We start from the raw sequence: 20,517 nt of genomic DNA, 5'->3' as shown, positions 1-20,517 counted from the left end.
GAATCGACGCAAGGAACCGACATGACCACCGTCCCCTTCGTGCGCCGCGAGCGGCGCCCGGCACGCGCCGCACGAACGGCCGACGAGCCTCTCATCCCGCACCGCGGCCGTCACGGCGCACGCGGCTACTGGCTGTACCTCCTTCCCGGCTTCGTGCTGCTGACGCTCATCGTGATCGTCCCGCTCGCGTGGAACGTCTACCTGACCTTCACGATGTGGCGCGGCATCCGTCCGCCTCGCTGGATCGGCTTGAAGAACTGGCAGCACCTGCTCGCGGACGAGAAGTTCTGGACGTCGTTCCAGAACAGCGTGTGGATGATCGTCGCGATGGTGATCATCCCGACGGTGATCGGCCTCATCCTGGCCGCCCTGCTGTTCGACCTCGTCGGGCGCAGGTTCGGCGGCCGCACCGCGAGCTTCCTCCGCGCGACGTACTACCTGCCCCAGCTGCTGCCCGCGGCGATCGCCGGCATCGTGATCGGCTGGATCCTGCGGCCGGAGGACGGCGCCCTCAACACGATGCTCGAGAACATCGGGCTCGGGTTCCTCGCGCATGACTGGCTCGGCAACCCGCAGACGGCGCTCCCCTCGATCATGGCCGTCATGGTGTGGGTGCAGATCGGCTACCCCATCGTCGTCTTCATGGCCGCCCTGCAGCGGGTCGACCCCGAGCTGTACGAGGCCTCCGAGATCGACGGCGCGAACTGGTGGCAGCGTTTCCGCGCCATCACGGTGACGAGCATCCGGCCCGAGATCTTCGTCGTCGCCCTGACCTGCACGATCGCCGCGCTGAAGGTCTTCGGGCCGGTCTACGTGCTGACGCGCGGCGGCCCCGGCACGTCGACGATCGTGCCGGCGTACTACGCCTACAGCGAGTTCTTCCAGGCGCAGCAGGTCGGATACGGCGCGACCATCGCCACGGCGCTCACGATCGTGATCGCGGCCGTCGCGATCCTGTTCGTCGTCGCGCAGAACCACGCAGAACGCAAGGAGAGGGAGGGCCAGCGATGACCGCCACCGCCACCGTGGAACGGACCGCCCCGCCGGTCGCGGCCCCCGTGAAGATCCGCCGCCCGCGTCCCGGCGGGGCGAGCGGCAAGCGCCGGACGATCGACTGGCTCATGCTCCTGTTCGCGATCGCCGCCGGCGTCGTGATCGTCGCGCCGTTCTACCTGATCCTCATCAACTCGTTCAAGTCGCCGGCGGAGTACGCGGCGAGCGGCCCGCTCGTGCCGCCCACGCACCTGTACTTCGAGGGCATCCAGAAGTTCTGGGAGCGCGTGAACTTCCCCGAGAAGGTGTGGAACTCGGTGTTCATCTCGGGCGCCGTCGCGGTCCTCGCGGTGCTGCTGTCGGTGCTGAACGCCTTCGCGATCGGGATCGGCCGCGTGCGCGGCCGCACGTGGGTCGTGCTCCTCTTCCTCCTCGCGAACCTGCTGCCGCAGGAGGCGCTGCTGTACCCCCTGTACTACATGTTCAAGGCGGTCGGTCTGTACAACAACGTGTGGTCGGTGATCATCGTGTTCACCGTCATCCAGGCCGCCTTCGGCACCTACCTGCTCTCGAGCGTGTACGGCACATTCCCGAAGGAGGTGCTCGAGGCCGCGGCGATCGACGGCGCGAGCCGCTGGCAGACGCTGTGGCGCGTGATCTTCCCGATCAGCCGTCCGACGCTGTCGGTGCTGCTCATCTTCTTCTTCATCTGGACGTGGAACGAGTTCTTGATCCCACTGACCTTCCTGGTCTCCAACGCGAACCAGACCGTCCCCGTCGCGATCAGCGTGCTGCAGGGCGACCGGCTGATGGACGTCACCACGACGAGCGCGTCCGCGCTCCTCGGCGTCATCCCGACCCTGCTGTTCTTCCTCATCTTCCAGCGCACCCTCACGCGCGGCATCACCGCAGGAGCAGTCAAGTAATGAAGTTCACCGATGGATACTGGCAGGTCCGCCCGGGCGTGACGGCGCTCTACGCGCAGGAGGCGCACGACGTCGAGGCGACGGATGCCGTACTCCGCGTGACCGCGCCCACCGCCGTCATCCGCGGCCGGGGCGACACCCTCAACCGACCGGTCCTGACCGTGACGCTGTCGTCGCCTGTGGAGGGGGTCGTGCGGGTGCGCATCGCGCACCACGAGGGCCGTGCCTGGCACGGCGGCTTCGCCGTCGCCGACGAGGGGCCGGTCGGGTCGGCATCCCTCACGGAGGGCGGTGGGATGCTGAGCACCGGGCCCCTCACGGCGCGGATCGCGGACGGCGCTCCCTGGGACCTGTCGTTCGAGGTCGACGGTGAGCGGATCACCGGCAGCGGCCCCCGCGCAGCGGGCTATCTGCGGCTCGACCCCGACGCCGCGGTGGACCACGGCGTGATCGGCAACGACCGCGCGGACAACGGCATCCCGCGGGAATCGACGTTCATCCACGAGCAGCTGGATCTCGGTGTCGGCGAGCTCGTCTACGGGCTCGGCGAGCGCTTCGGTCCGCTCGTCAAGAACGGCCAGAGCATCGAGATCTGGAACGCGGACGGCGGCACCTCGAGCGAGCAGGCGTACAAAAGCGTGCCGTTCTACCTCTCGTCCCGCGGGTACGGCGTGCTCGTGAACGACCCGGGCCATGTCTCGTTCGAGGTGGGATCCGAGGCCGTCGAGCGCGTGCAGTTCTCGGTGCCGGGCGAGGTGCTGGAGTACTTCGTCATCGCCGGACCGACGCCGAAGGACGTCCTGTCGCGCTACACGGCGCTCACCGGCCGGCCGCCGGTCGTCCCCGCGTGGTCGTACGGGCTCTGGCTCTCCACCTCGTTCACGACGGACTACGACGAGGCGACCGTCACGTCGTTCATCGACGAGATGGCCCGCCGCGAGCTCCCGGTCTCGGTGTTCCACTTCGATTGCTTCTGGATGCGCGAGTTCAACTGGTGCGACTTCGAGTGGGATCCGCGGGTCTTCCCGGACCCGGACGGCATGCTGGCGCGCCTGCACGCCAAGGACCTTCGGGTGTGCGTGTGGATCAACCCGTACATCGCGCAGCGCTCGCCGCTGTTCGCCCGGGCGGCAGAGCAGGGCTTCCTCGTGAAGCGCGCTGACGGATCGGTGTGGCAGTGGGACCTCTGGCAGGCCGGCATGGGGCTCGTCGACTTCACGAACCCGGATGCCGCCGCGTGGTACCAGTCGCAGCTGCGGGCTCTCCTCGACCAGGGCGTGGACTGCTTCAAGACCGACTTCGGCGAGCGGATCCCGACCGACGTCGTGTGGGCCGACGGCTCCGACCCCGCTCGCATGCACAACCTGTACGCCCAGCTCTACAACCGGGCGGTGCACGACGTGCTGGTCGACGCCCGCGGCGAGGGCGACGCCGTGCTGTTCGCGCGCTCGGCGACGGCGGGCGGCCAGACCATGCCGGTGCACTGGGGCGGGGACTCGACATCCACCTTCCCGTCCATGGCCGAGACGCTGCGCGGCGGGCTCTCGCTCGCCCTCAGCGGGTTCGCGCACTGGAGCCACGACATCGGCGGCTTCGAGGGGACCCCGGATGCCGGTGTGTACAAGCGGTGGACGGCCTTCGGCCTGCTCTCCAGCCACAGCCGATTCCACGGATCGCAGTCGTACCGCGTGCCGTGGCAGTTCGACGAGGAGGCCGTGGAGGTCACCCGCGTCTTCACGCACCTGAAGATGCGGCTCATGCCGTACCTGTACCAGCAGGGGATCGAGGCATCCCGGACCGGCATCCCGCTGATGCGGCCCATGGTGCTGGAGTTCCCGGATGACCCGGCCACCGGACACCTCGACCGCCAGTACATGCTCGGCCCCGACCTGCTGGTCGCGCCGGTCTTCTCGGCCACCGGGGACGTGTCGTTCTACCTGCCCGCGGGGGAGTGGACGCATCTGCTGAGCGGTGAGGTCGTCACCGGCGGTGCATGGCGCACGGAGCGGCACGGGTTCGACTCGCTGCCCCTGTATGCGCGCCCCGGAGCCGTGCTCCCGTGGGGTGCGCGCGACGACCGTCCCGACTACGACTACCTGGACGGGCTCCGGATGCGGGTCTTCCGCGGCGGCACCGGCACCGCTACCGTGACGGTGACCACGCCGGACGGACGCGTGGAGACGTTCGACATCGACCGTGCGGAGGTCACCGGATGAGGTTCCCGGAATCGTTCCTGTTCGGATCGGCCACGGCCGCCTATCAGGTGGAGGGCGCGGCCGGTGCCGACGGGCGCGGCCCGTCGATCTGGGACACGTTCTCGCACACGCCCGGCAAGACGTGGAACGGCGACACCGGCGACATCGCCTGCGACCACTACCACCGGTGGGAGAGCGACATCGACCTCATGGCCGGGCTCGGCCTCCAGGCCTACCGCTTCTCGATCGCGTGGCCGCGCATCGTGCCGACCGGGCGCGGCGCCGTGAATCAGGCAGGGCTCGACTTCTACTCCCGTCTGGTCGATGGGATGCTCGAGCGCGGCATCGCGCCGGTCGCGACCCTCTACCACTGGGACCTCCCGCAGGTCCTGGAGGACGAGGGCGGCTGGGCGTCCCGGGGGACCGTGGCGGCGTTCGCCGATTACGCCCGGATCGTCGCCGAGGCGCTCGGCGATCGCGTCGCGATGTGGGGCACGCTCAACGAGCCGTGGTGCTCGGCCTACCTCGGCTACGGCCAGGGCGGCCACGCCCCCGGGCGCACCGAGCCGGCGGCCGCACTCGCGGCGGTGCACCACCTCAACCTCGCGCACGGTCGTGCGGTGCAGGCGCTGCGCGCCGCGTCGGATGCGGACGTGTCGGTCACGCTCAACTTCCACGTGCTGCGCGGGGCCGGCGAGGGATCGGAGGATGCGGTGCGCCGCATCGACGCGCTGGCCAACCGCGCCTTCACCGGACCGATGCTGCGCGGCGCCTATCCCGCGGACCTCATCGCCGACACGGCATCCGTCACCGACTGGGGCTTCGTCGAGGACGGCGACCTGCGCGACATCCGGCAGCCGCTCGACGTGCTGGGGGTGAACTACTACTCGACGGCCACCGTCCGGCTGTGGGACGGCACGGGCGAGATGCAGCACGCCGATGGGCACAAAGCCGCCGGCGGCACGGCCTGGCCGGGCAGCGACTCGGTCGTCGAGTTCGTCGAGCAGCCGGGGCCGTACACGGCGATGGGGTGGAACATCGCACCCGAAGGGCTCACCGAGTTGCTGGTCTCTCTGAAGGAGCAGTTTCCCGAGCAGACTCTCATGGTGACCGAGAACGGCGCGGCCTTCGACGACGACGTGTCCGCGGACGGCAAGGTTCACGACGAGCTGCGCGTCGACTATCTGCGGCGGCACTTCGCGGCGGCGCACGCCGCGATGGAGGCCGGCGTCGATCTGCGCGGATACTTCGTGTGGTCGCTGCTCGACAACTTCGAGTGGGGCTATGGCTACGCGAAGCGGTTCGGCATCGTGCGGGTGGATTTCGACACGCTCGAGCGGCTGCCGAAGGACAGCGCGCGCTGGTACGCCGAGCTCATCCGAACCCGCTCACTGGAACCTGCGCTCCCGGTGTGAACGGCCCGCGGGCCGTCGGCGCCGGGTTAGTCTGACGCCGTGGCACCGTTTCGATTCACGGACGAGAAGGATGCGTCGCGCTACACGCTGCACGACGGGGACGACCTGGTCAGCGTGCTCGACTACCGGGACGACGGGCGAACCGTCGTCATGACTCGCGCGTTCACCATCCCGACCTTCCGCGGACACGGGTACGCCGGTGAGCTGGTGGAACGCGCGGTCGCCCACCTCGAAGAGGCAGGCGACCGCGAGATCATCCCCATGTGCTGGTACGTCTCCGACTGGTTCGACGCCCACCCGGAGCGGGCGGGCATCCTGCACGAACGCCGGACGGCGTAGCCTCCCGCGCCCTACGACATCACGGAGCGACGGGCGCGACCGGAGTTGATGCCGATGGGACGTGCCCAGGCACCTTCGCTCGCGCGCAGCGCGCTGCGAACGACGCCGGCGCACGTGTGCATGCGCCGGACGATCTCCGGCACGAGGCGCAGCGCGCGCTGCTCGGCGATGTGGAAATCGTGGTCGCGGATCTCTGACTCGCGGTGGAATCGGACGTCGACCCCGTACAGCTCGAACATCATGTCTCCCTGGATCTTGCGTGATCTGCTGTATCTCAAGCTACGAGGGGGGTCGGACATTCCCAGGGTCTTCCAAGGCCCCCTTCAGCCCGCCGCGAGCGTAGCCTCGACGCATGTGCCGCAACATCCACACACTCCACAATTTCGAGCCGGCAGCGACCGATGACGAGGTCCACGCGGCGGCTCTGCAGTACGTCCGCAAGATCGCCGGGACGACCAAGCCCTCCAAGGCCAACCAGGCCGCCTTCGACCACGCCGTGGCCGAGATCGCGCATGTGACCCACCATCTGCTCGAGGATCTCGTGGCCGTCGCACCGCCGAAGAACCGCGAGGAGGAGGCCGCGAAGGCGCGCGCCCGCGCGGAGCGCTCGGGCCGCTACGCGCCGCGACCGGTGGCCGCCCAGGCGTAGCGCTCTCGCGGTTCCCCGCCTGTCGCCGGGGCGATGTCGGACACCGCCCATACCGTGGATCACATGCGGATCCTGCATACCGGCGACTGGCACATCGGGCGGACCTTCCACGGCCACGCGACGCTCGATGCGCTGCGCGGCGTGCTCGAGGCGCTCACGGCGCAGGTCCGGCAGCACGACGTCGACGTCGTGCTCGTCGCGGGCGACGTCTTCGACTCGGCCGCTCCGGCGCCCGCCTGCTACACGCTCCTGACCGACACCCTCGCGGCCCTGCGCGACGCCGGCGCGCACGTCATCGTGACCAGTGGCAACCACGACTCCGCCGCGCGGCTCGGGTTCCAGGCGAGGCTGCTGCGGGACGGCATCCACGTCCTGACCGACGCCCGTGCGGTGGGCGAGGCGATCGAGATCTCGGATGCCGACGGCCCGGTCAGGTTCTACGGCATCCCGTATCTCGAGCCCGCGATCGTGCGGAGCGTGTGGCCCGACGCAGGCCTGCGCACGCAGGCGCAGACGATGGCACACGCCATGGGACTCGTGCGCGCCGACCTCGCCTCGCGCGCCGGTCGCTCGGTCGCGATCGCGCACTGCTTCGCCGCGGGCGTCGAGGCGACCCCGGGCGTCGAGCGCGAGATCCGCCAGGGCACGCTGGATGTCGTCCCGCTGAGCGTCTTCGACGGACCGGACTACGTCGCCCTCGGACACATCCACGGGCGGCAGCAGCTGTCCGAACGCGTCCGGTACGCCGGCGCGCCGCTGCACTACAGCTTCGGCGAGCAGTCCAAGCCGCGCGGGTCGTGGCTCGTGACGCTGGATGCCGCCGGCCTCGCGGCCGCGGAGTGGCTCGAGCTTCCCGTCCCGCGGCCGCTGAAGACGCTGCACGACACCTTCGACGCCCTGCTCTCCGACCCGGCCTACGCCGAGTACGAGACCGCGTGGGTGGCCGCGGAGTACACGGATGCGACGCCGCGTCTCGAGCCCATGCGCGCGCTGCAGAAGCGCTTCCCGTTCTGCGCGATGGTCGCGCATACGCCGCCGGCGCGGGCGTCCGACGGCCGCTCTTCGTACGCCGAGCGGGTGAGCCGCGCCCGCAGCGATGCCGACCTGGTCGAGGCGTTCCTCGAGCATGTGCGAGCGGGCGAGGGTGCCACGGATGCCGAGCGCGAGCTCATCCGCGAGATCATCGATGAGCGCGTGGTCGCGGAGGCGTCGGCGTGAAGCTGCATCGCGTCGAACTCGAGGGCTTCGGGCCTTTCCGCGAGCGTCAGACCGTCGACTTCGACGCGTTCGCGGACGACGGCCTGTTCCTGCTGACCGGCCGCACCGGCGCCGGGAAGTCGAGCGTCCTCGACGGCGTGTGCTTCGCGCTCTACGGGTCGGTGCCGCGGTACGCCGACGGCGACAAGCGCCTGCGCAGCGACCACTGCGACCCCGACGACCCCAGCGAGGTCGTGCTCGACTTCGAGGTCGCGAGCGGTCGGTGGCGCGTGTCCCGCTCGCCGGAGTACCAGAGGCCGAAGCGCCGCGGCGAAGGCGTCACGACCGAGGGACAGCGCGCCCGACTCGACGAGTGGGGCGGCGGGGAGTGGATGACGCGGGCCTCCGGTCCGCGCGACGTGGGCCTCGCGCTGGACGAGATCCTCGGCCTCACCCGTGACCAGTTCCTGCAGGTCATCCTCCTGGCGCAGGGGCGGTTCCAGCAGTTCCTCCTGGCCAAGAACGACGAGCGGCAGACTCTGCTGCGCACCCTCTTCGGCACGCGCCGCTACGAGCAGTACCAGCAGGCGCTGGAGGACCGTCGCCGCGCCGCGGAGCGCGCGCTCGGCGAGGGCGGCGCTCTCGTGGGCATGCTCCTGGATCAGGTGGAGGGGCTCGTCGCGGATCGGGGCCTCGGCGATCCGCCTTCGGACGGCGACGAGTCGACGCCCGCCGATCCGGCCGAGCGCCTGGACCTCGTGCTGCGGGCGGTGGCTCGCGGGGCGTACCGCGCCGAGACGGCCGCACACGCGCGGGATGCCGCCGGCGCGGCGTTCGAACGGGCCTCGGCTGCGCACGCCGCCCTGCAACTGCGGCTGCAGTCGCGCGCCGCTCGCGATCGGTCGCGCACCGCGCTCGCGTCGATCGAGGAGCAGGGGCCCGCGATCGCAGCTGACCGGTCCGTGCTCGAACGGGCCGACCGCGCCGAGGAGCTGCGCGATGTGCTCGCCGCCGTCGGGCGGGCAGATCGCGCCCACGGCGCCGCCGAGGCGGCGCTGGCCGAGGCATCCCGCGTCTGGGAAGCCGCTGCGGGAGTCGAGGCGGATGGGCTGAATACCGCCGACACCGACGGGCTCCGTACGCACGCCGATCTGCTGACGGGTCGGATCGCCCTGTGGGACGCCGCGCTCGGAGTGGAGCGCGAGCTCGACGACATCCGGGCGGACGCACGAGCGGCAGCCGAGGCGGTCGCGGCAGGCGAGACGCTCATCGCGGCGATCGACGAGCGGCGTGCCGCCGTACCGGCTCGCCTTGCCGAGCTCGACGCCGGCATCGCCCGGCTCGCCGAGACGGCCGCGGGAGTGGCTCCGACCGAGGCCGCCCTCGCCGAGCTCGAGGCGCGGCTGACGGCTGCGCGGGAGGCCGAGTCGCTCGCGACCGCACTGCTCGCGGCCGAGCGGTCGTACACGACCCGCATCGAGGCGACCCAGAGCGCCGCCGCGGCGCTCGCCGCCCTCCTGCGCCGCAGGCTCGCCGGGCACGCGGCCGAGCTCGCCGGCGCCCTCGTCGCCGGCGAGCCGTGCGCGGTGTGCGGATCGCCCGAGCATCCGCAGCCTGCCGTGCCGGTGGCCGGCGCCGAGCCCGTCACCGACGCCGAGATCGCCGGCGCCGAGGAGGCGAGGGATGCCGCGGCCCGCGCCGAGGGCGTCGCCGCGACGGCGGCGCGCGAGGCTCGTGCGGCTCATGCCGAGGCCTCGGCGCGAGCGGGCGGCGAGCCGATCGCCGCGCTCGAGCTGCGTCGGGCCGACCGGATCCAGGCGCTCCAGGCCGCCGTTGCGGCACGAGAACTGCGGGATCGCCTCGTCCTCGAGCGCGCCGACCTGGTCACGCGCGACGCCGCGGCGGAGGCGGAGCGGGCGGAGGCCGCACGGCTGATGACCGAGGCGACGGCGCAGGCGGCGACTGCGCGGTCGCGGGCGCAGCACGCCGAGCAGACGGTGCAGGACGCGCGCGGCGACGCCCCGAGCGTCTCCGAGCGGATCGCGGCCGCGACGGCGGAGCGGGATGCGGCTCGCGCCCTCATCGCCGCGCTCGATGCGCGGGCGCTCGCGACCGCCGAGCTCGCCGCCGCATCGCGTGAGCGCGACGGGCGGATCGACGCATCCGTCTTCGGCGGCTCCGGTGCCGACGCGCAGGAGCGGGCCGCCGCCGTGCGGGCCGCGCTGCTCGACGAGGCCGTGCGAGCGGCCCTGGCCGCCCGCATCCGCGCCCACGAGATCGCCCTCGCGTCCGAGAAGGAGCGGCTGCTGCAGCTCGAGCTCGATCTCGCCGCCGACGACGGCTCCGAGCTCGACGAGCCGGCGTCCGCGCAGGCCGTGGCGGATGCGCGCGAGGCGTGGAATCTCGCCGTCGCGGCGGCCGCCGAGGCGAAGCAGACGGCGGCAGCGCTCACCGATCTCGTGCAGCGGGCGGACGCCGCGCACGCGGCCACCGCCGACCTCGCCGAGCGGCACACCGTGGTGCAGCGGCTGGCGCACACGGTCGCCGGTCGTCCGCCGAACACGCACCTCATGACGCTCGAGACGTTCGTGCTCGCCGCCGAGCTCGAGGAGATCGTCGAGCGCGCCAACCTGCGGCTCGCGGAGATGTCGGCGGGACGGTACCGGCTGCAGCACACCGACGCGCTCGCCCGCCGGCGCACGGCGTCCGGCCTCGGGCTCGAGGTCATGGACTCGTTCACGGGGCACGCGCGGTCGCCGCAGTCGCTGTCGGGAGGCGAGACGTTCCTCGCCTCGCTCGCCCTCGCCCTGGGGCTCGCGGAGGCGGTCACCGCGAATGCCGGCGGCATCCGTCTCGACACGCTCTTCATCGACGAGGGCTTCGGCTCCCTCGACACCGAGACCCTCGACCTCGCGATGCGCACCCTCGACGAGCTGCGCCAGGGCGGCCGGACGGTCGGCATCATCAGCCACGTCGAGACGATGAAGGAGCAGATCCCGGCGCAGCTGCAGGTCGAGGCCACGCCCCAGGGGCCGAGCCGCATCCTGCAAGGCGTCGCCATCCCCGGCTGATCGGGCGGCACGGACGCTCGCATCCCCTCTGTCGCCGGCCGATACACGGGTGTATTGTGCGGCGCAGTCCGCATCGCTCACTGGGGAGTCATCATGCGCATCTTGCGAGTCGTCGCTTCGTTCACCGCCGCCACCGCCCTCGCGGCGGGGACGCTCTTCGCGGCCTCGTCCGCCTCCGCGACGGTGACGACCGCACCGCCGCCCTCGACGATGGCCGCGCTCGGCGACTCCATCACGCAGGCAGCCATGACGTGCAGCGCGCTGACGTCGTGTCCCGCCAACAGCTGGTCCACCGGCACCACCGCATCGGTGCAGTCGCATTACGTGCGGCTGAAGGCGAGGAACGCGGCGCTCGTCGGCTACAACGACGCGGTGTCGGGCAATGCGTCCGCCCAGCTTCCCGGCCAGGCGGCCAAAGCGGTGAGCCAGGGCGCGCAGTACGTCACGATCGAGATGGGCGCGAACGACGCGTGCACGTCGACCGTCGCCGGCATGACGCCGACGGCGACCTATCAGGCCAACGTCCACAACGCCCTCGCGACGCTGGCGAACAGCGCGGCGCACCCGCAGATCTTCGTCGCCAGCGTTCCGAGCCTGCTGCGGATGTACAACCTCAGCAAGAACAACGCGACCGCCCGCTTCTGGTGGGCGCTGTTCGGCACGTGCAAGTCGATGCTCGCCAACCCGACGAGCACGGCAGCCGCAGACGTGGCCCGCCGCAATGCCGTGGAGGCGCAGGTCGTGGCGTACAACGCCGCCCTCGCCGCCGAGTGCGCCGCGGTCGCGAACTGCCGCTTCGACGCCAACACGGTCTACAACTACCCGTTCACGTCGTCCGACATCTCCACGCGCGACTACTTCCACCCGTCGCTGATCGGCCAGGGGCATCTCGCGGCGATCACGTGGGCCGCCTCCCAGTGGGCTTCGTGACTCCGGCCTGAACCGGGTCAGCGCAGCCGCGCCGGCCCGACCACCGTGCCTAGGCGCGTGCGGTCCCACCGCACCCGGTCGCGACGGTACTCGGCGTGCGTCGTGAATCGATACCGGTAGGCGACGGCGCGGACGAGCTGCGGCCGCTCGCCGTGGAACGGATCCCGCGCGAGCAGTCTGAGGGTCGGCGCATCGGCCGCCAGCAGGGCGCCGAGGAAGGCCTCGAACCAGGGCTCGTCGAGCCGACGCCAGCCGCCGAGCGGCAGGAACCACATGAGCCAGTCCAGCCGCAGGTGGTAAGGGGCGACCTGCGGCGGGAGGCGGCGCACATCCCCGGGCTTGCCCTTGAAGTCGTACTCGACCCAGGTCGCGGCATCCGGATCGCTGTCGAGCGTCCCCTCGACGACGATCTCGACGCGCTCCTTCGTGACCGTGCCGAAGGCGCCGTACGCGTTGGCCAGCTGCCAGCGGTTGAAGCTGGCGTTCATGAGCTGCCGGCGCGACAGCAGGTTCCGCGCGGGCCACCAGCTGAGCACCGCGTACAGCAGGAAGACCGCGGAGGTCACCACGATCCACCAGATCGGCAGCGCGCCCGCGGATCGGAAGAACGGCACCGGCGCCGACACGGCCGAGAACGCGAGGACGACCGTCGTCCAGTTCAGCCACGCGAAGTTGCCCGTGACGATGAGCCACAGCTGGGTGGCGATGACGATGGCTGCGGCGACATCCCCGACGATCGCGGGCCACGGTCCCGGCACCACCAGGCCGAGGATCGGCGCGAACAGGAACCACGGCACGACGAGCTGCGCGACGTGGTTTCCGAGCACCTCGCCCTGGTGGAACCACCGCGGCAGCAGGTGCGCCTGCCGGCTGAGGGGACCGGGCATCGGCTGCGTCTCGTGATGGTAGGTGAGCGCCGTGAGGTCGCGCCATTCCCTGCCCCCGCGGATCTTGATCATCCCGGCGCCGAACTCCAGCCGGAAGACGAGCCACCAGAACAGCACGATCACCACGGTCGGCGGCGCCTGCTCGCGGCCGCCGAGGAACGCGGCGAGGAATCCCGCCTCGAGCAGCAGCATCTCCCAGCCGAAGCCGTAGAACGTCTGCCCGATCGAGACGATCGACATGTACCCGAGGTAGATGGCGAGGAAGCACAGCATCGGCACCCAGGCGGGTCCGAGCTGAGGGATGCCGAGAGCCAGCGCCGCCGCGATGACCACCCCGGCCGCGCACAGCGCGCGCAGGCGGCGGTCGGTGAACCGGACGAAGCGGAAGAGGGTGGGGTTCAGGATCCTCCCGGCGCGTGTGCGGGAGTGCACCCAGCTCAGCAGGCGCGGCGCCGGCAGCAGACCCTTCTCGCCCAGGAGCGCCGGGAACTGGTTCCACGACGACACGAACGCGACGATGTAGAGCACCGCGATGCCGCGCTGCAGCACCTCGCGCGAGAACCCGAAGTCGACTGCCGCGAAACCGTCCATGACGTCACCCGAAGAGGTCCCCGAGCTCGACCTTGATGCCCGCGTCGTGCAGCGCCTGCCGTGCCGCGTGCCAGCCGGCGAGTCCGTTCACGCCGGGTCCGGGGGGCGTGGACGCCGACGCCAGGTAGACGCCGGGCAGGGGGGTGCGCCACGGGGTGCGCGAGACGACCGGACGGCGCAGCGCCTGGGCGAGGGTGAACGACCCGCCGAGGATGTCGCCGCCGATCTCTCCGGGATTGCGCTGCGCGCGGTCCGCCGCGGACGTCGCGTGCACCGCGATCACCCGGTCGCGGATGCCGGGCGCGAACCGCTCCAGCTGCGTCAGTACGAGCTCCGTCGGGTCGAGCCGGGAGTTCAGCGGCACGTGGATGTACGCCCACAGCGTCGCCGAGCCCTCGGGTGCGCGCGTCGGGTCCAGCACGGATGGCTGCACGACGAGCACGTACGGCTGCCCGGTCACGCGGCCGTGGGCGACCGCGCTCTCGCTCGCCTCGATCTCGTCGAGCGTGCCTCCGACGTGCACGGTGGGGGATGCCGCCACCTCCGGATTCGACCACGGCACCGGCCCGTCCAGGGCGAAGTCGACCTTGGCGACGGCCGGGCCGTAGCGGTACCGGCTGAGCGACCGTGCGTAGTCGGAGGGCAGGTCGGGGTCGGTGAGCAGGAGTCGCGGCGAGGTGTCGAGCAGGACGAGGTCGTCTCTCACCTCGGCGAGCGAGCGCACATCCCGGCCGGTCTCGACGTCGCCGCCGTGTGCGCGCAGGTCGGCGATCAGCGCGTCGGCGATCGCCTGCGCGCCGCCGCGGGGGTACGGCCAGCCTGTCGAGTGGGCGTGCGCGAGGAGCAGCAGCGCCGCTCCCGAGGCCGCCAGCGAGATCAGTCGGGTATTCGCGTGCGCGGCCACGCCGGCGTACAGGGCCGCGCCCTCTTCGGTGCGGAACGTCCCCCGGATGGCGGGGGTGCCCACTTCGAGTGCCCGCATCCCGAATCTCGCGGCCGTGAGGGGATGCCGGGGCATCCGCAGCAGCTGATGGCCCGTGAAATCGACGACTCCCTCGAGGTCGCGGTTCAGGGGGCGCATCACGGAGCGCCATGCCCTGCCGTCCGCGCCGAGGCCGTCGGCGGTGCGGTCGAGGTCGCGCCACGCGATGGCCGCCCGGCCGTCGTCGAGCGGATGTGCGAACGATATCTCCGGCCGGATCCACTCGATGCGGTCGAGACCGAAGGCGCGGAAGAAGGGCGAGCTGTGCGCCGCGGGGTGCACGGCGGAGCACACGTCGTGCCGGAATCCGGGGAGCGTCAGACCCTTGGTGAGCACGCCGCCGCCTGCGGTCTGCTGCGCCTCGAGCACCCGCACCCGGTATCCGGCGCGGGCGAGGGCGACCGCTGCGGCCAGTCCGTTGGGGCCGCTGCCGACGACCGTCGCACTCCGCGCCATGCGGCCAGTCTTGCACCCGCGCGCCGTCGCCGCCCGGGGTCTTGCGCGGTCCGCGCCGAGCGGCTACCGGTCAGACGGTCGGGACGTCGGCGGGAATGCCGTCGAGCTCGGCCAGCCAGGCCCGCGCGTTGCCGTCCGAGGGCGCACGCCAGTCGCCGCGTGGCGACAGCGAGCCGGCCGGCGACACCTTCGGGGCGTTCGGCACGGCTGAGCGCTTGAACTGCGCGAAGCCGAAGAAGCGGCGGAGGAAGACCCGCATCCACTCGACGATCTCGGCGCGGTCGTACGCGCGGTGGTCCTTCTCCGGGTAGCCGGGGGGCCAGTCGCCGGAGGTGGCATCCCGCCACGCGTGCTCGGCGAGGAAGGCGATCTTCGACGGCCGGTAGCCCCGGCGCAGCACGTGGAACAGCGTGAAGTCGTGCAGTGCGTACGGACCGATCGACTGCTCCGTGGACTGCACGGCGCCGTCCGGACCCGGGGGCACGAGCTCGGGGCTGATCTCCGTGTCGAGCACCGACTGCAGCACGGCGGCGGCCTCGTCCGAGACGCCCTCGCGATGCGCGACGACCCACCGGATGATGTGCTGGATCAGCGTCTTCGGCACGCCGGCGTTCACACCGTAGTGGCTCATGTGGTCGCCGACGCCGTAGGTCGCCCACCCGAGCGCGAGCTCGGAGAGATCGGACGTGCCGATGACGATCCCGCCGTTCTGGTTCGCCAGGCGGAACAGCAGGTCGGTTCGCACGCCGGCCTGCACGTTCTCGAACGTCACGTCGTACACCGGTTCGCCGCCGGCGTACGGATGGTGGATGCCGTGCAGGATCGCGGTCGCCGGCTCCGTGATGTCGATCGTCTCGATGGTCGCTCCCATGGCCTCGGCCAGGGCGATGGCGTTCGACTTCGTGTGCGACGAGGTCGCGAAGCCGGGCATCGTGTACGCCAGGATGTCGCTGCGCGGCCGGCCGAGGCGGTCCATCGCGCGGGCGACGACCAGCAGCGCGTGGGTCGAGTCGAGGCCGCCGGACACTCCGATGACGGGCTTCGGGTTGCCGATCGCGCGCATGCGCTGCAGGAGTCCCGAGACCTGGATGTTGAACGCCTCGTAGCAGTCCTGCGCGAGACGGGCCGGGTCGTCGGGCACGAACGGGAACCGGTCGAGGCGCCGCCGCAGTCCGACGTCGCCCGTGGGCGGGTCGAGGCGGAAGTGCACGGTGCGGGTCTCGGGACGGATCGTGCGGCGGTTGTCGTCGAAGGTTCCCGTGCGGATGCGCTCCTGCCGCAGCAGGTCGAGATCCACGTCCGCGACCGAGCGGCGCGGGCCGTCGGGGAAGCGCTCCGACTCGGCGAGCAGCCGGCCGGCCTCGAAGACCATGGTCTGGCCGTCCCACGAGACGTCGTTCGTCGATTCGCCGAGGCCCGCCGCCGCGTAGACATAGGCGGCGTTCGCGCGAAGCGACTGCGCGCGGCACAGGAGGGCGCGGTCGTCGGCGCGTGCGATCGTGATGGGGCTGCCGGAGATGTTCACGAGCACGGTGGCGCCCGCGAGAGCCGCAGTTGAGGACGGCGGAACCGGGACCCACATGTCCTCGCACACCTCGACGTGGACGACGAGCCCCGGGACATCCCGCGCACGGAACAGGAGGTCGGGGCCGAACGGCGCCTGCCGCTCGCCGATCGTGATGTCGTCGCCCGCCAGGTCGTCTCCTGGCGCGAACCAGCGCCGCTCGTAGAACTCCCGGTAGGTGGGCAGGTACGACTTCGGCGCGACGCCGAGGATCTCGCCGCGATGGATGACGACCGCGCAGTTGTACAGGCGATTGCGATGTCGCAGCGGGGCGCCGACCACGAGCACCGGAAGCAGTTCCGTGGATGCGACGACCAGGCGCTCGATCGCGGCCACCGTGGCATCGATCACGACGTCCTGCAGGAAGAGGTCCTCGATCGAGTAGCCGGTCAGGCACAGCTCCGGGAACACGGCGACGGCCACGGCATCCGCATCGCACTCCCGCGCGACCGCGAGCACGGCGTCGGCGTTCGTCGCGGGGTCCGCGATCGCGACGGGGATCGTGCAGGCCGCGACGCGGGCGAACCCGTGCCGGTAGGCGCTCTCGTACGCGAGGCTCATCCGTCCAGTCTGGCATTCCCGCCGGACGCCCCGCCGGGCACCGCCGCGCGGCGACCGTGTCCGCCACCCCGGATACTGTCGAAGCGTGAGATACATCGAGGCCGACCGCCGGATCGTGTGGAGCGCGAGCGACCTCAAGGCCGCCGCGGAGTGCGAGTTCGCTTGGCTGCGCGCGATCGACGCGAAGCTCGGGCGCGTCGCCCCGGTGGAGGATCCGGAGGATGCGACGCTCGCCCGCGCCGGCCGTCTCGGCGACGCGCACGAGCGGCGGGTGCTCGCCCGCTACGAGACCGAGTTCGGCGACCGCGTGATCGAGATCCCGCAGACGCGCTCGTCGGATGCCGAGGCCCTCGACCTCGCGGTGCGTCTGACGGATGCGGCGCTCGCCTCCGATGCCGCCGTCGTCTACCAGGCGGCGTTCGCGACACCGGAGTTCGTCGGCTTCGCCGACTTCCTCGTGCGCGACCCTTCGACGGGCTCAGGGACCGGGGTGGGCTCAGGGACCGGGGTGGGCTCAGGGACCGGGGTGGGCTCAGGGACCGGGACGGGCTCGCAGACCGGGGCGGGCTCAGGGACCGGGGCGGGCTCGCAGACCGGGCCGCGGTGGGTGGTCCAGGATTCCAAGCTCGCCCGTCATGCGCGGGTGACGGCGCTGATGCAGCTCGCGGCCTACGTCGACCAGCTCGATCGCCTCGGCGTGCCACGCGCCGACAGGGTCGAGCTCCTCCTCGGCGACGGCACCACGAGCGTCCACGAGGTCGACGACCTGCTGCCGACCTTCCGGCTGCGGCGCGCCCGTCTGCGCGCCCTCATCGCGGATCGCCGCATCGACCTCGGTGCGCACTACCCGCCGATCGCGTGGGCCGACGAGCGCGGCGAGCTGGGCGTCGTCGCGTGCGGACGCTGCGCGACGTGCGAGGCGGAGGTCGAGGCATCCCGTGACCTCCTGCTCGTGGCGGGCATGCGCCCGGTGCAGCGCGCGCGCCTGCGCGACGCGGGCATCACGACGATCGACGCGCTCGCGGACGCTCCCGCCGGACCCGAGCGCATGAACCCCGACACGTTCGCGATGCTCCGGACGCAGGCGCGCCTGCAGCTGCGGTCCGAGGCGACCGATGCGATCGCCCCCACGTACGAGGTCGTGCTGCCGCAGGCCCTGGGCGCGCTGCCGCGTCCCGACCACGGCGACATCTTCTTCGACTTCGAGGGCGACCCGCTCTACACCGAGAGCGACCCCGCGGTGTGGGGCATCGACTACCTCTTCGGGTGGGTCGACATGCGTGAGCAGTACACGGCGCTGTGGGCGCACACGTTCGCCGACGAGAAGACGGCGCTCGAGACCTTCGTCGAGATCGTGAATCTGCGGCGGCAGCAGCATCCCGGCATGCACATCTACCACTACGCGCCGTACGAGACGGCACACCTGGTGGCGATGGCCGCCCGGCACGGGGTGTGCGAGCGCGACATCGACCGGCTGCTGCGCGAGGGGGTCTTCGTCGACCTCTACCCGGTGGTGCGTCGCGCGCTGCGCGTCGGATCGCGTTCGTACTCGATCAAGAAGCTCGAGCCGCTCTACATGGGCGACGAGGTGCGCACGAGCGACGTCCAGAAGGGCGATGTGTCGATCGAGCGCTACGTCGAGGCGCGCGCTCTGGGCGAGAACGGGCAGGATGCGGCGGCCCAGGTGATCCTCGACGACCTGGCCGACTACAACCGCTACGACTGCGTCTCGACCCGCCGTCTGCGCGACTGGCTCGTCGATCGCGCCCGCGAGGCGGGCCTGCGTCCCGCCGGAGACGTCGATGCGGCCGAGCGCGTGTACGAGCCGTCGCCGCACGCCGGCTTCCTCGAGACCATGGCGCTGTCGGCGGATGAGCGCGAGGCGCAGGCGCTGAAGCTTGCGGCCGCCGCGATCGACTACTACCCGCGCGAGGCGAAGACGTTCTGGGCGAGCCACTTCCAGCGCCTCCGCGAGCCGCTGTCGGTGTGGGAGGAGACGCGCGACACGCTCGCCGTGGACGCGGCGCGCAGCCGCGTGGTGACCGACTGGCACGTTCCTGACGAGGGCCGGTCGCGCGCGCTGCGACGGATCGTCGAGCTGCGCGGCGAGCTCGCACCGGGCACGCAGCTGCGCGAGGGGGTGAATCCGTTCGCGGTCTACGAGCTTCCTGCGCCGTTCTTCGTGGATGCGTCGCCCCGCTGGATCCACGCGGCACACGGCGTCACCGTGGTCGAGGAGCTCGACGACGGGGCGGTCGTCGAGGAGTTCGCCGTCGACGGCGAGACGTGGAGCGACCTTCCCGTCGCCCTCGCACCCGCGGCCCCGCCCCAGGCGCTCAACCAGCAGAAGGCCATCGACGCGTGGGCGGACACGCTCATCCAGTCCGCGCCCGCGCTGCCGTTCGACCCGGCGACCGACATCCTCCTGCGCCGGCCTCCGCGAACCCGAAGCGGCGGCTTCCGCGCCACGGCGTACGACGGCGGCACGGCCGGAGTCGATGCGATCGTCGAGGCCGTCGCCGACCTCGACCACAGCTACCTGCCGGTGCAGGGTCCTCCCGGCACGGGCAAGACCTACGTCGGCTCGCACGTGATCGCGCGGCTCGTCGCCGAGCGGCAGTACCGCATCGGCGTCGTCGCGCAGTCGCACGCCGTGGTCGAGAACCTCCTCGACCGCGTGGTGGCGGCGGGCCTCGACGCGGGGCTCGTCGGCAAGGCGCCGAAATCGGCGCGGGCCGAGGGGGACGCACCGCTGTCGTTCACCCCTCTGCAGAAGAACGGCATCCGCGCCTTCGCCGAAGAGCGTGCGGCGACGGGGTTCGTCGTCGGCGGCACCGCCTGGGACTTCGCGCACGAGGGTCGCATCCCGCGGGGAAGTCTCGACCTCCTCGTGATCGACGAGGCCGGGCAGTTCTCGCTGGCCTCGACGATCGCGGTCTCGCTCGCCGCGAAGCGACTGCTCCTGCTCGGAGACCCGCAGCAGCTGCCACAGGTCAGCCAGGGGACGCATCCGGCCCCCGTCGACACGTCGGCGCTCGGCTGGGTGATGGACGGCGCCGACGTGGTCGCGCCGGACGAAGGATTCTTCCTCCCGCAGTCGCGCCGCATGCATCCCGCCGTCGCCGAAGCCGTGTCGCGCCTGTCATACGACGGCGAGCTCGAGGCGCACCCGTGCACCGCCCTGCGGAGCCTCGAGGGCATCGAGCCGGGCGTGATTCCGGTGCCGGTGCGCCACCACGGCAACTCCACCGCGTCGCCGGAGGAGGCGGCCGTCGTCGTCGAGCTCGTGCGCTCGGTCGTCGGGCGCGCCTGGACGGACGTCTCCGATGACGGCGCGTTGCCGCCGCGGCCGCTGGCCTCGAGCGACGTGATCGTCGTCACGCCGTACAACGCTCAGCAGGTGCTCGTGGAGCAGGCTCTCGCCGCCGCCGGATTCGGCGATGTGCCGGTCGGCACGGTCGACCGATTCCAGGGACAGGAGGCGGCGGTCGCGATCCTCTCGCTCGCCGCCTCGAGCGGGCGGGATGCGCCGCGCGGCCTCGAGTTCCTGCTCCTTCGCAATCGCATCAACGTCGCGATCTCACGCGCGAAGCACACGGCCTACGTCGTGTACGCGCCCGGGATCCTCGACGACCTGCCGCGCACACCCGACGGCGTGGCACGCCTGAGCGGGTTCGCGAGACTCGTCGACGAGGACGCCACGGGGGCCGCGGAGGCCGCGACATCGCTCCACCTCGGCGTCACCCTTCCCGCGTAGACTC

General features: G+C 71.7%; 14 protein-coding genes. 10 read left to right on the top strand and 4 right to left on the bottom strand.

The window, feature by feature from the left end:
* Nucleotides 1-21: 21 nt before the first annotated feature.
* Genes SM116_RS15980 through SM116_RS15960 form a run of 5 tightly spaced genes read left to right on the top strand, consistent with a single transcriptional unit; the run spans nucleotide 22 to nucleotide 5,868 of the window.
* Nucleotides 22-1,011, top strand: a complete 990-nt coding sequence (locus SM116_RS15980) for a carbohydrate ABC transporter permease (protein WP_320941956.1) — start codon at nucleotides 22-24, stop codon at nucleotides 1,009-1,011.
* Complete coding sequence (locus SM116_RS15975; protein ID WP_320941955.1) at nucleotides 1,008-1,919, top strand: carbohydrate ABC transporter permease; 912 nt, start codon at nucleotides 1,008-1,010, stop codon at nucleotides 1,917-1,919. Before SM116_RS15980 ends, SM116_RS15975 begins: the two co-directional genes overlap by 4 nt.
* Nucleotides 1,919-4,135: an alpha-xylosidase gene (gene yicI, locus SM116_RS15970; RefSeq protein WP_320941954.1), complete on the top strand. Its 2,217-nt coding sequence runs from the start codon at nucleotides 1,919-1,921 to the stop codon at nucleotides 4,133-4,135. The genes SM116_RS15975 and yicI overlap by 1 nt, the downstream gene beginning before the upstream one ends.
* On the top strand, nucleotides 4,132-5,529 hold the full coding sequence (locus SM116_RS15965) for a GH1 family beta-glucosidase (RefSeq protein WP_320941953.1): 1,398 nt from the start codon (nucleotides 4,132-4,134) through the stop codon (nucleotides 5,527-5,529). Before yicI ends, SM116_RS15965 begins: the two co-directional genes overlap by 4 nt.
* 39 nt (nucleotides 5,530-5,568) lie before the next feature.
* Nucleotides 5,569-5,868 carry a GNAT family N-acetyltransferase gene (locus tag SM116_RS15960; protein ID WP_320941952.1) on the top strand — a complete coding sequence of 100 codons (300 nt, stop codon included), beginning with the start codon at nucleotides 5,569-5,571 and terminating at the stop codon, nucleotides 5,866-5,868.
* A gap of 11 nt (nucleotides 5,869-5,879) precedes the next feature.
* On the opposite strand, the gene SM116_RS15955 is transcribed toward SM116_RS15960, so the two are convergent.
* The gene (locus tag SM116_RS15955) at nucleotides 5,880-6,110 is read right to left on the bottom strand and encodes a hypothetical protein (protein WP_320941951.1); all 231 of its coding nucleotides are present in this window, start codon (nucleotides 6,108-6,110) and stop codon (nucleotides 5,880-5,882) included.
* 110 nt (nucleotides 6,111-6,220) lie between these two features.
* Here SM116_RS15955 and SM116_RS15950 point away from each other — a divergent pair, with 110 nt between their 5' ends.
* The 4 genes from SM116_RS15950 to SM116_RS15935 all read left to right on the top strand — a co-directional run bounded on the left by SM116_RS15950 (nucleotide 6,221) and on the right by SM116_RS15935 (nucleotide 11,715).
* Nucleotides 6,221-6,517 (top strand): DUF2277 domain-containing protein, encoded by a 297-nt coding sequence (locus SM116_RS15950; protein ID WP_320941950.1) that lies wholly within the window; start codon nucleotides 6,221-6,223, stop codon nucleotides 6,515-6,517.
* Between the two features lie 63 nt (nucleotides 6,518-6,580).
* A complete protein-coding gene (locus SM116_RS15945) occupies nucleotides 6,581-7,735 on the top strand; it encodes an exonuclease SbcCD subunit D (RefSeq protein WP_320941949.1) in 1,155 nt (384 codons plus the stop codon).
* A complete protein-coding gene (locus tag SM116_RS15940; protein WP_320941948.1) occupies nucleotides 7,732-10,785 on the top strand; it encodes an SMC family ATPase in 3,054 nt (1,017 codons plus the stop codon). The genes SM116_RS15945 and SM116_RS15940 overlap by 4 nt, the downstream gene beginning before the upstream one ends.
* A 93-nt stretch (nucleotides 10,786-10,878) precedes the next feature.
* A complete protein-coding gene (locus tag SM116_RS15935; protein WP_320941947.1) occupies nucleotides 10,879-11,715 on the top strand; it encodes an SGNH/GDSL hydrolase family protein in 837 nt (278 codons plus the stop codon).
* A gap of 17 nt (nucleotides 11,716-11,732) precedes the next feature.
* On the opposite strand, the gene SM116_RS15930 is transcribed toward SM116_RS15935, so the two are convergent.
* From SM116_RS15930 to SM116_RS15920, 3 genes are all read right to left on the bottom strand, one after another.
* Nucleotides 11,733-13,193, bottom strand: a complete 1,461-nt coding sequence (locus tag SM116_RS15930; protein ID WP_320941946.1) for a lipase maturation factor family protein — start codon at nucleotides 13,191-13,193, stop codon at nucleotides 11,733-11,735.
* A 4-nt stretch (nucleotides 13,194-13,197) separates the two neighbouring features.
* Nucleotides 13,198-14,631 carry a phytoene desaturase family protein gene (locus tag SM116_RS15925; protein ID WP_320941945.1) on the bottom strand — a complete coding sequence of 478 codons (1,434 nt, stop codon included), beginning with the start codon at nucleotides 14,629-14,631 and terminating at the stop codon, nucleotides 13,198-13,200.
* Nucleotides 14,632-14,701: 70 nt separating this feature from the next.
* On the bottom strand, nucleotides 14,702-16,756 hold the full coding sequence (locus tag SM116_RS15920; RefSeq protein ID WP_320941944.1) for an NAD(+) synthase: 2,055 nt from the start codon (nucleotides 16,754-16,756) through the stop codon (nucleotides 14,702-14,704).
* An 85-nt stretch (nucleotides 16,757-16,841) separates the two neighbouring features.
* On the opposite strand from SM116_RS15920, the gene SM116_RS15915 reads away from it, so the two are divergent.
* Nucleotides 16,842-20,513, top strand: a complete 3,672-nt coding sequence (locus tag SM116_RS15915) for a TM0106 family RecB-like putative nuclease (protein WP_320941943.1) — start codon at nucleotides 16,842-16,844, stop codon at nucleotides 20,511-20,513.
* Nucleotides 20,514-20,517 lie beyond the last annotated feature (4 nt).

The sequence above is a fragment of the Microbacterium rhizosphaerae genome (assembly GCF_034120055.1).
Lineage (GTDB): Bacteria > Actinomycetota > Actinomycetes > Actinomycetales > Microbacteriaceae > Microbacterium > Microbacterium rhizosphaerae.
This window is presented reverse-complemented; position numbering and strand designations above follow the sequence as displayed.

Coding starts and splice junctions, on each gene's coding strand:
- SM116_RS15945 (WP_320941949.1), top strand. CDS start 6,581: ATGCGGATCCTGCATACCGGCGACTGGCACATCGGGCGGACCTTCCAC.
- SM116_RS15925 (WP_320941945.1), bottom strand. CDS start 14,631: ATGGCGCGGAGTGCGACGGTCGTCGGCAGCGGCCCCAACGGACTGGCC.
- SM116_RS15935 (WP_320941947.1), top strand. CDS start 10,879: ATGCGCATCTTGCGAGTCGTCGCTTCGTTCACCGCCGCCACCGCCCTC.
- SM116_RS15930 (WP_320941946.1), bottom strand. CDS start 13,193: ATGGACGGTTTCGCGGCAGTCGACTTCGGGTTCTCGCGCGAGGTGCTG.
- SM116_RS15950 (WP_320941950.1), top strand. CDS start 6,221: ATGTGCCGCAACATCCACACACTCCACAATTTCGAGCCGGCAGCGACC.
- yicI (WP_320941954.1), top strand. CDS start 1,919: ATGAAGTTCACCGATGGATACTGGCAGGTCCGCCCGGGCGTGACGGCG.
- SM116_RS15955 (WP_320941951.1), bottom strand. CDS start 6,110: ATGATGTTCGAGCTGTACGGGGTCGACGTCCGATTCCACCGCGAGTCA.
- SM116_RS15980 (WP_320941956.1), top strand. CDS start 22: ATGACCACCGTCCCCTTCGTGCGCCGCGAGCGGCGCCCGGCACGCGCC.
- SM116_RS15975 (WP_320941955.1), top strand. CDS start 1,008: ATGACCGCCACCGCCACCGTGGAACGGACCGCCCCGCCGGTCGCGGCC.
- SM116_RS15920 (WP_320941944.1), bottom strand. CDS start 16,756: ATGAGCCTCGCGTACGAGAGCGCCTACCGGCACGGGTTCGCCCGCGTC.
- SM116_RS15965 (WP_320941953.1), top strand. CDS start 4,132: ATGAGGTTCCCGGAATCGTTCCTGTTCGGATCGGCCACGGCCGCCTAT.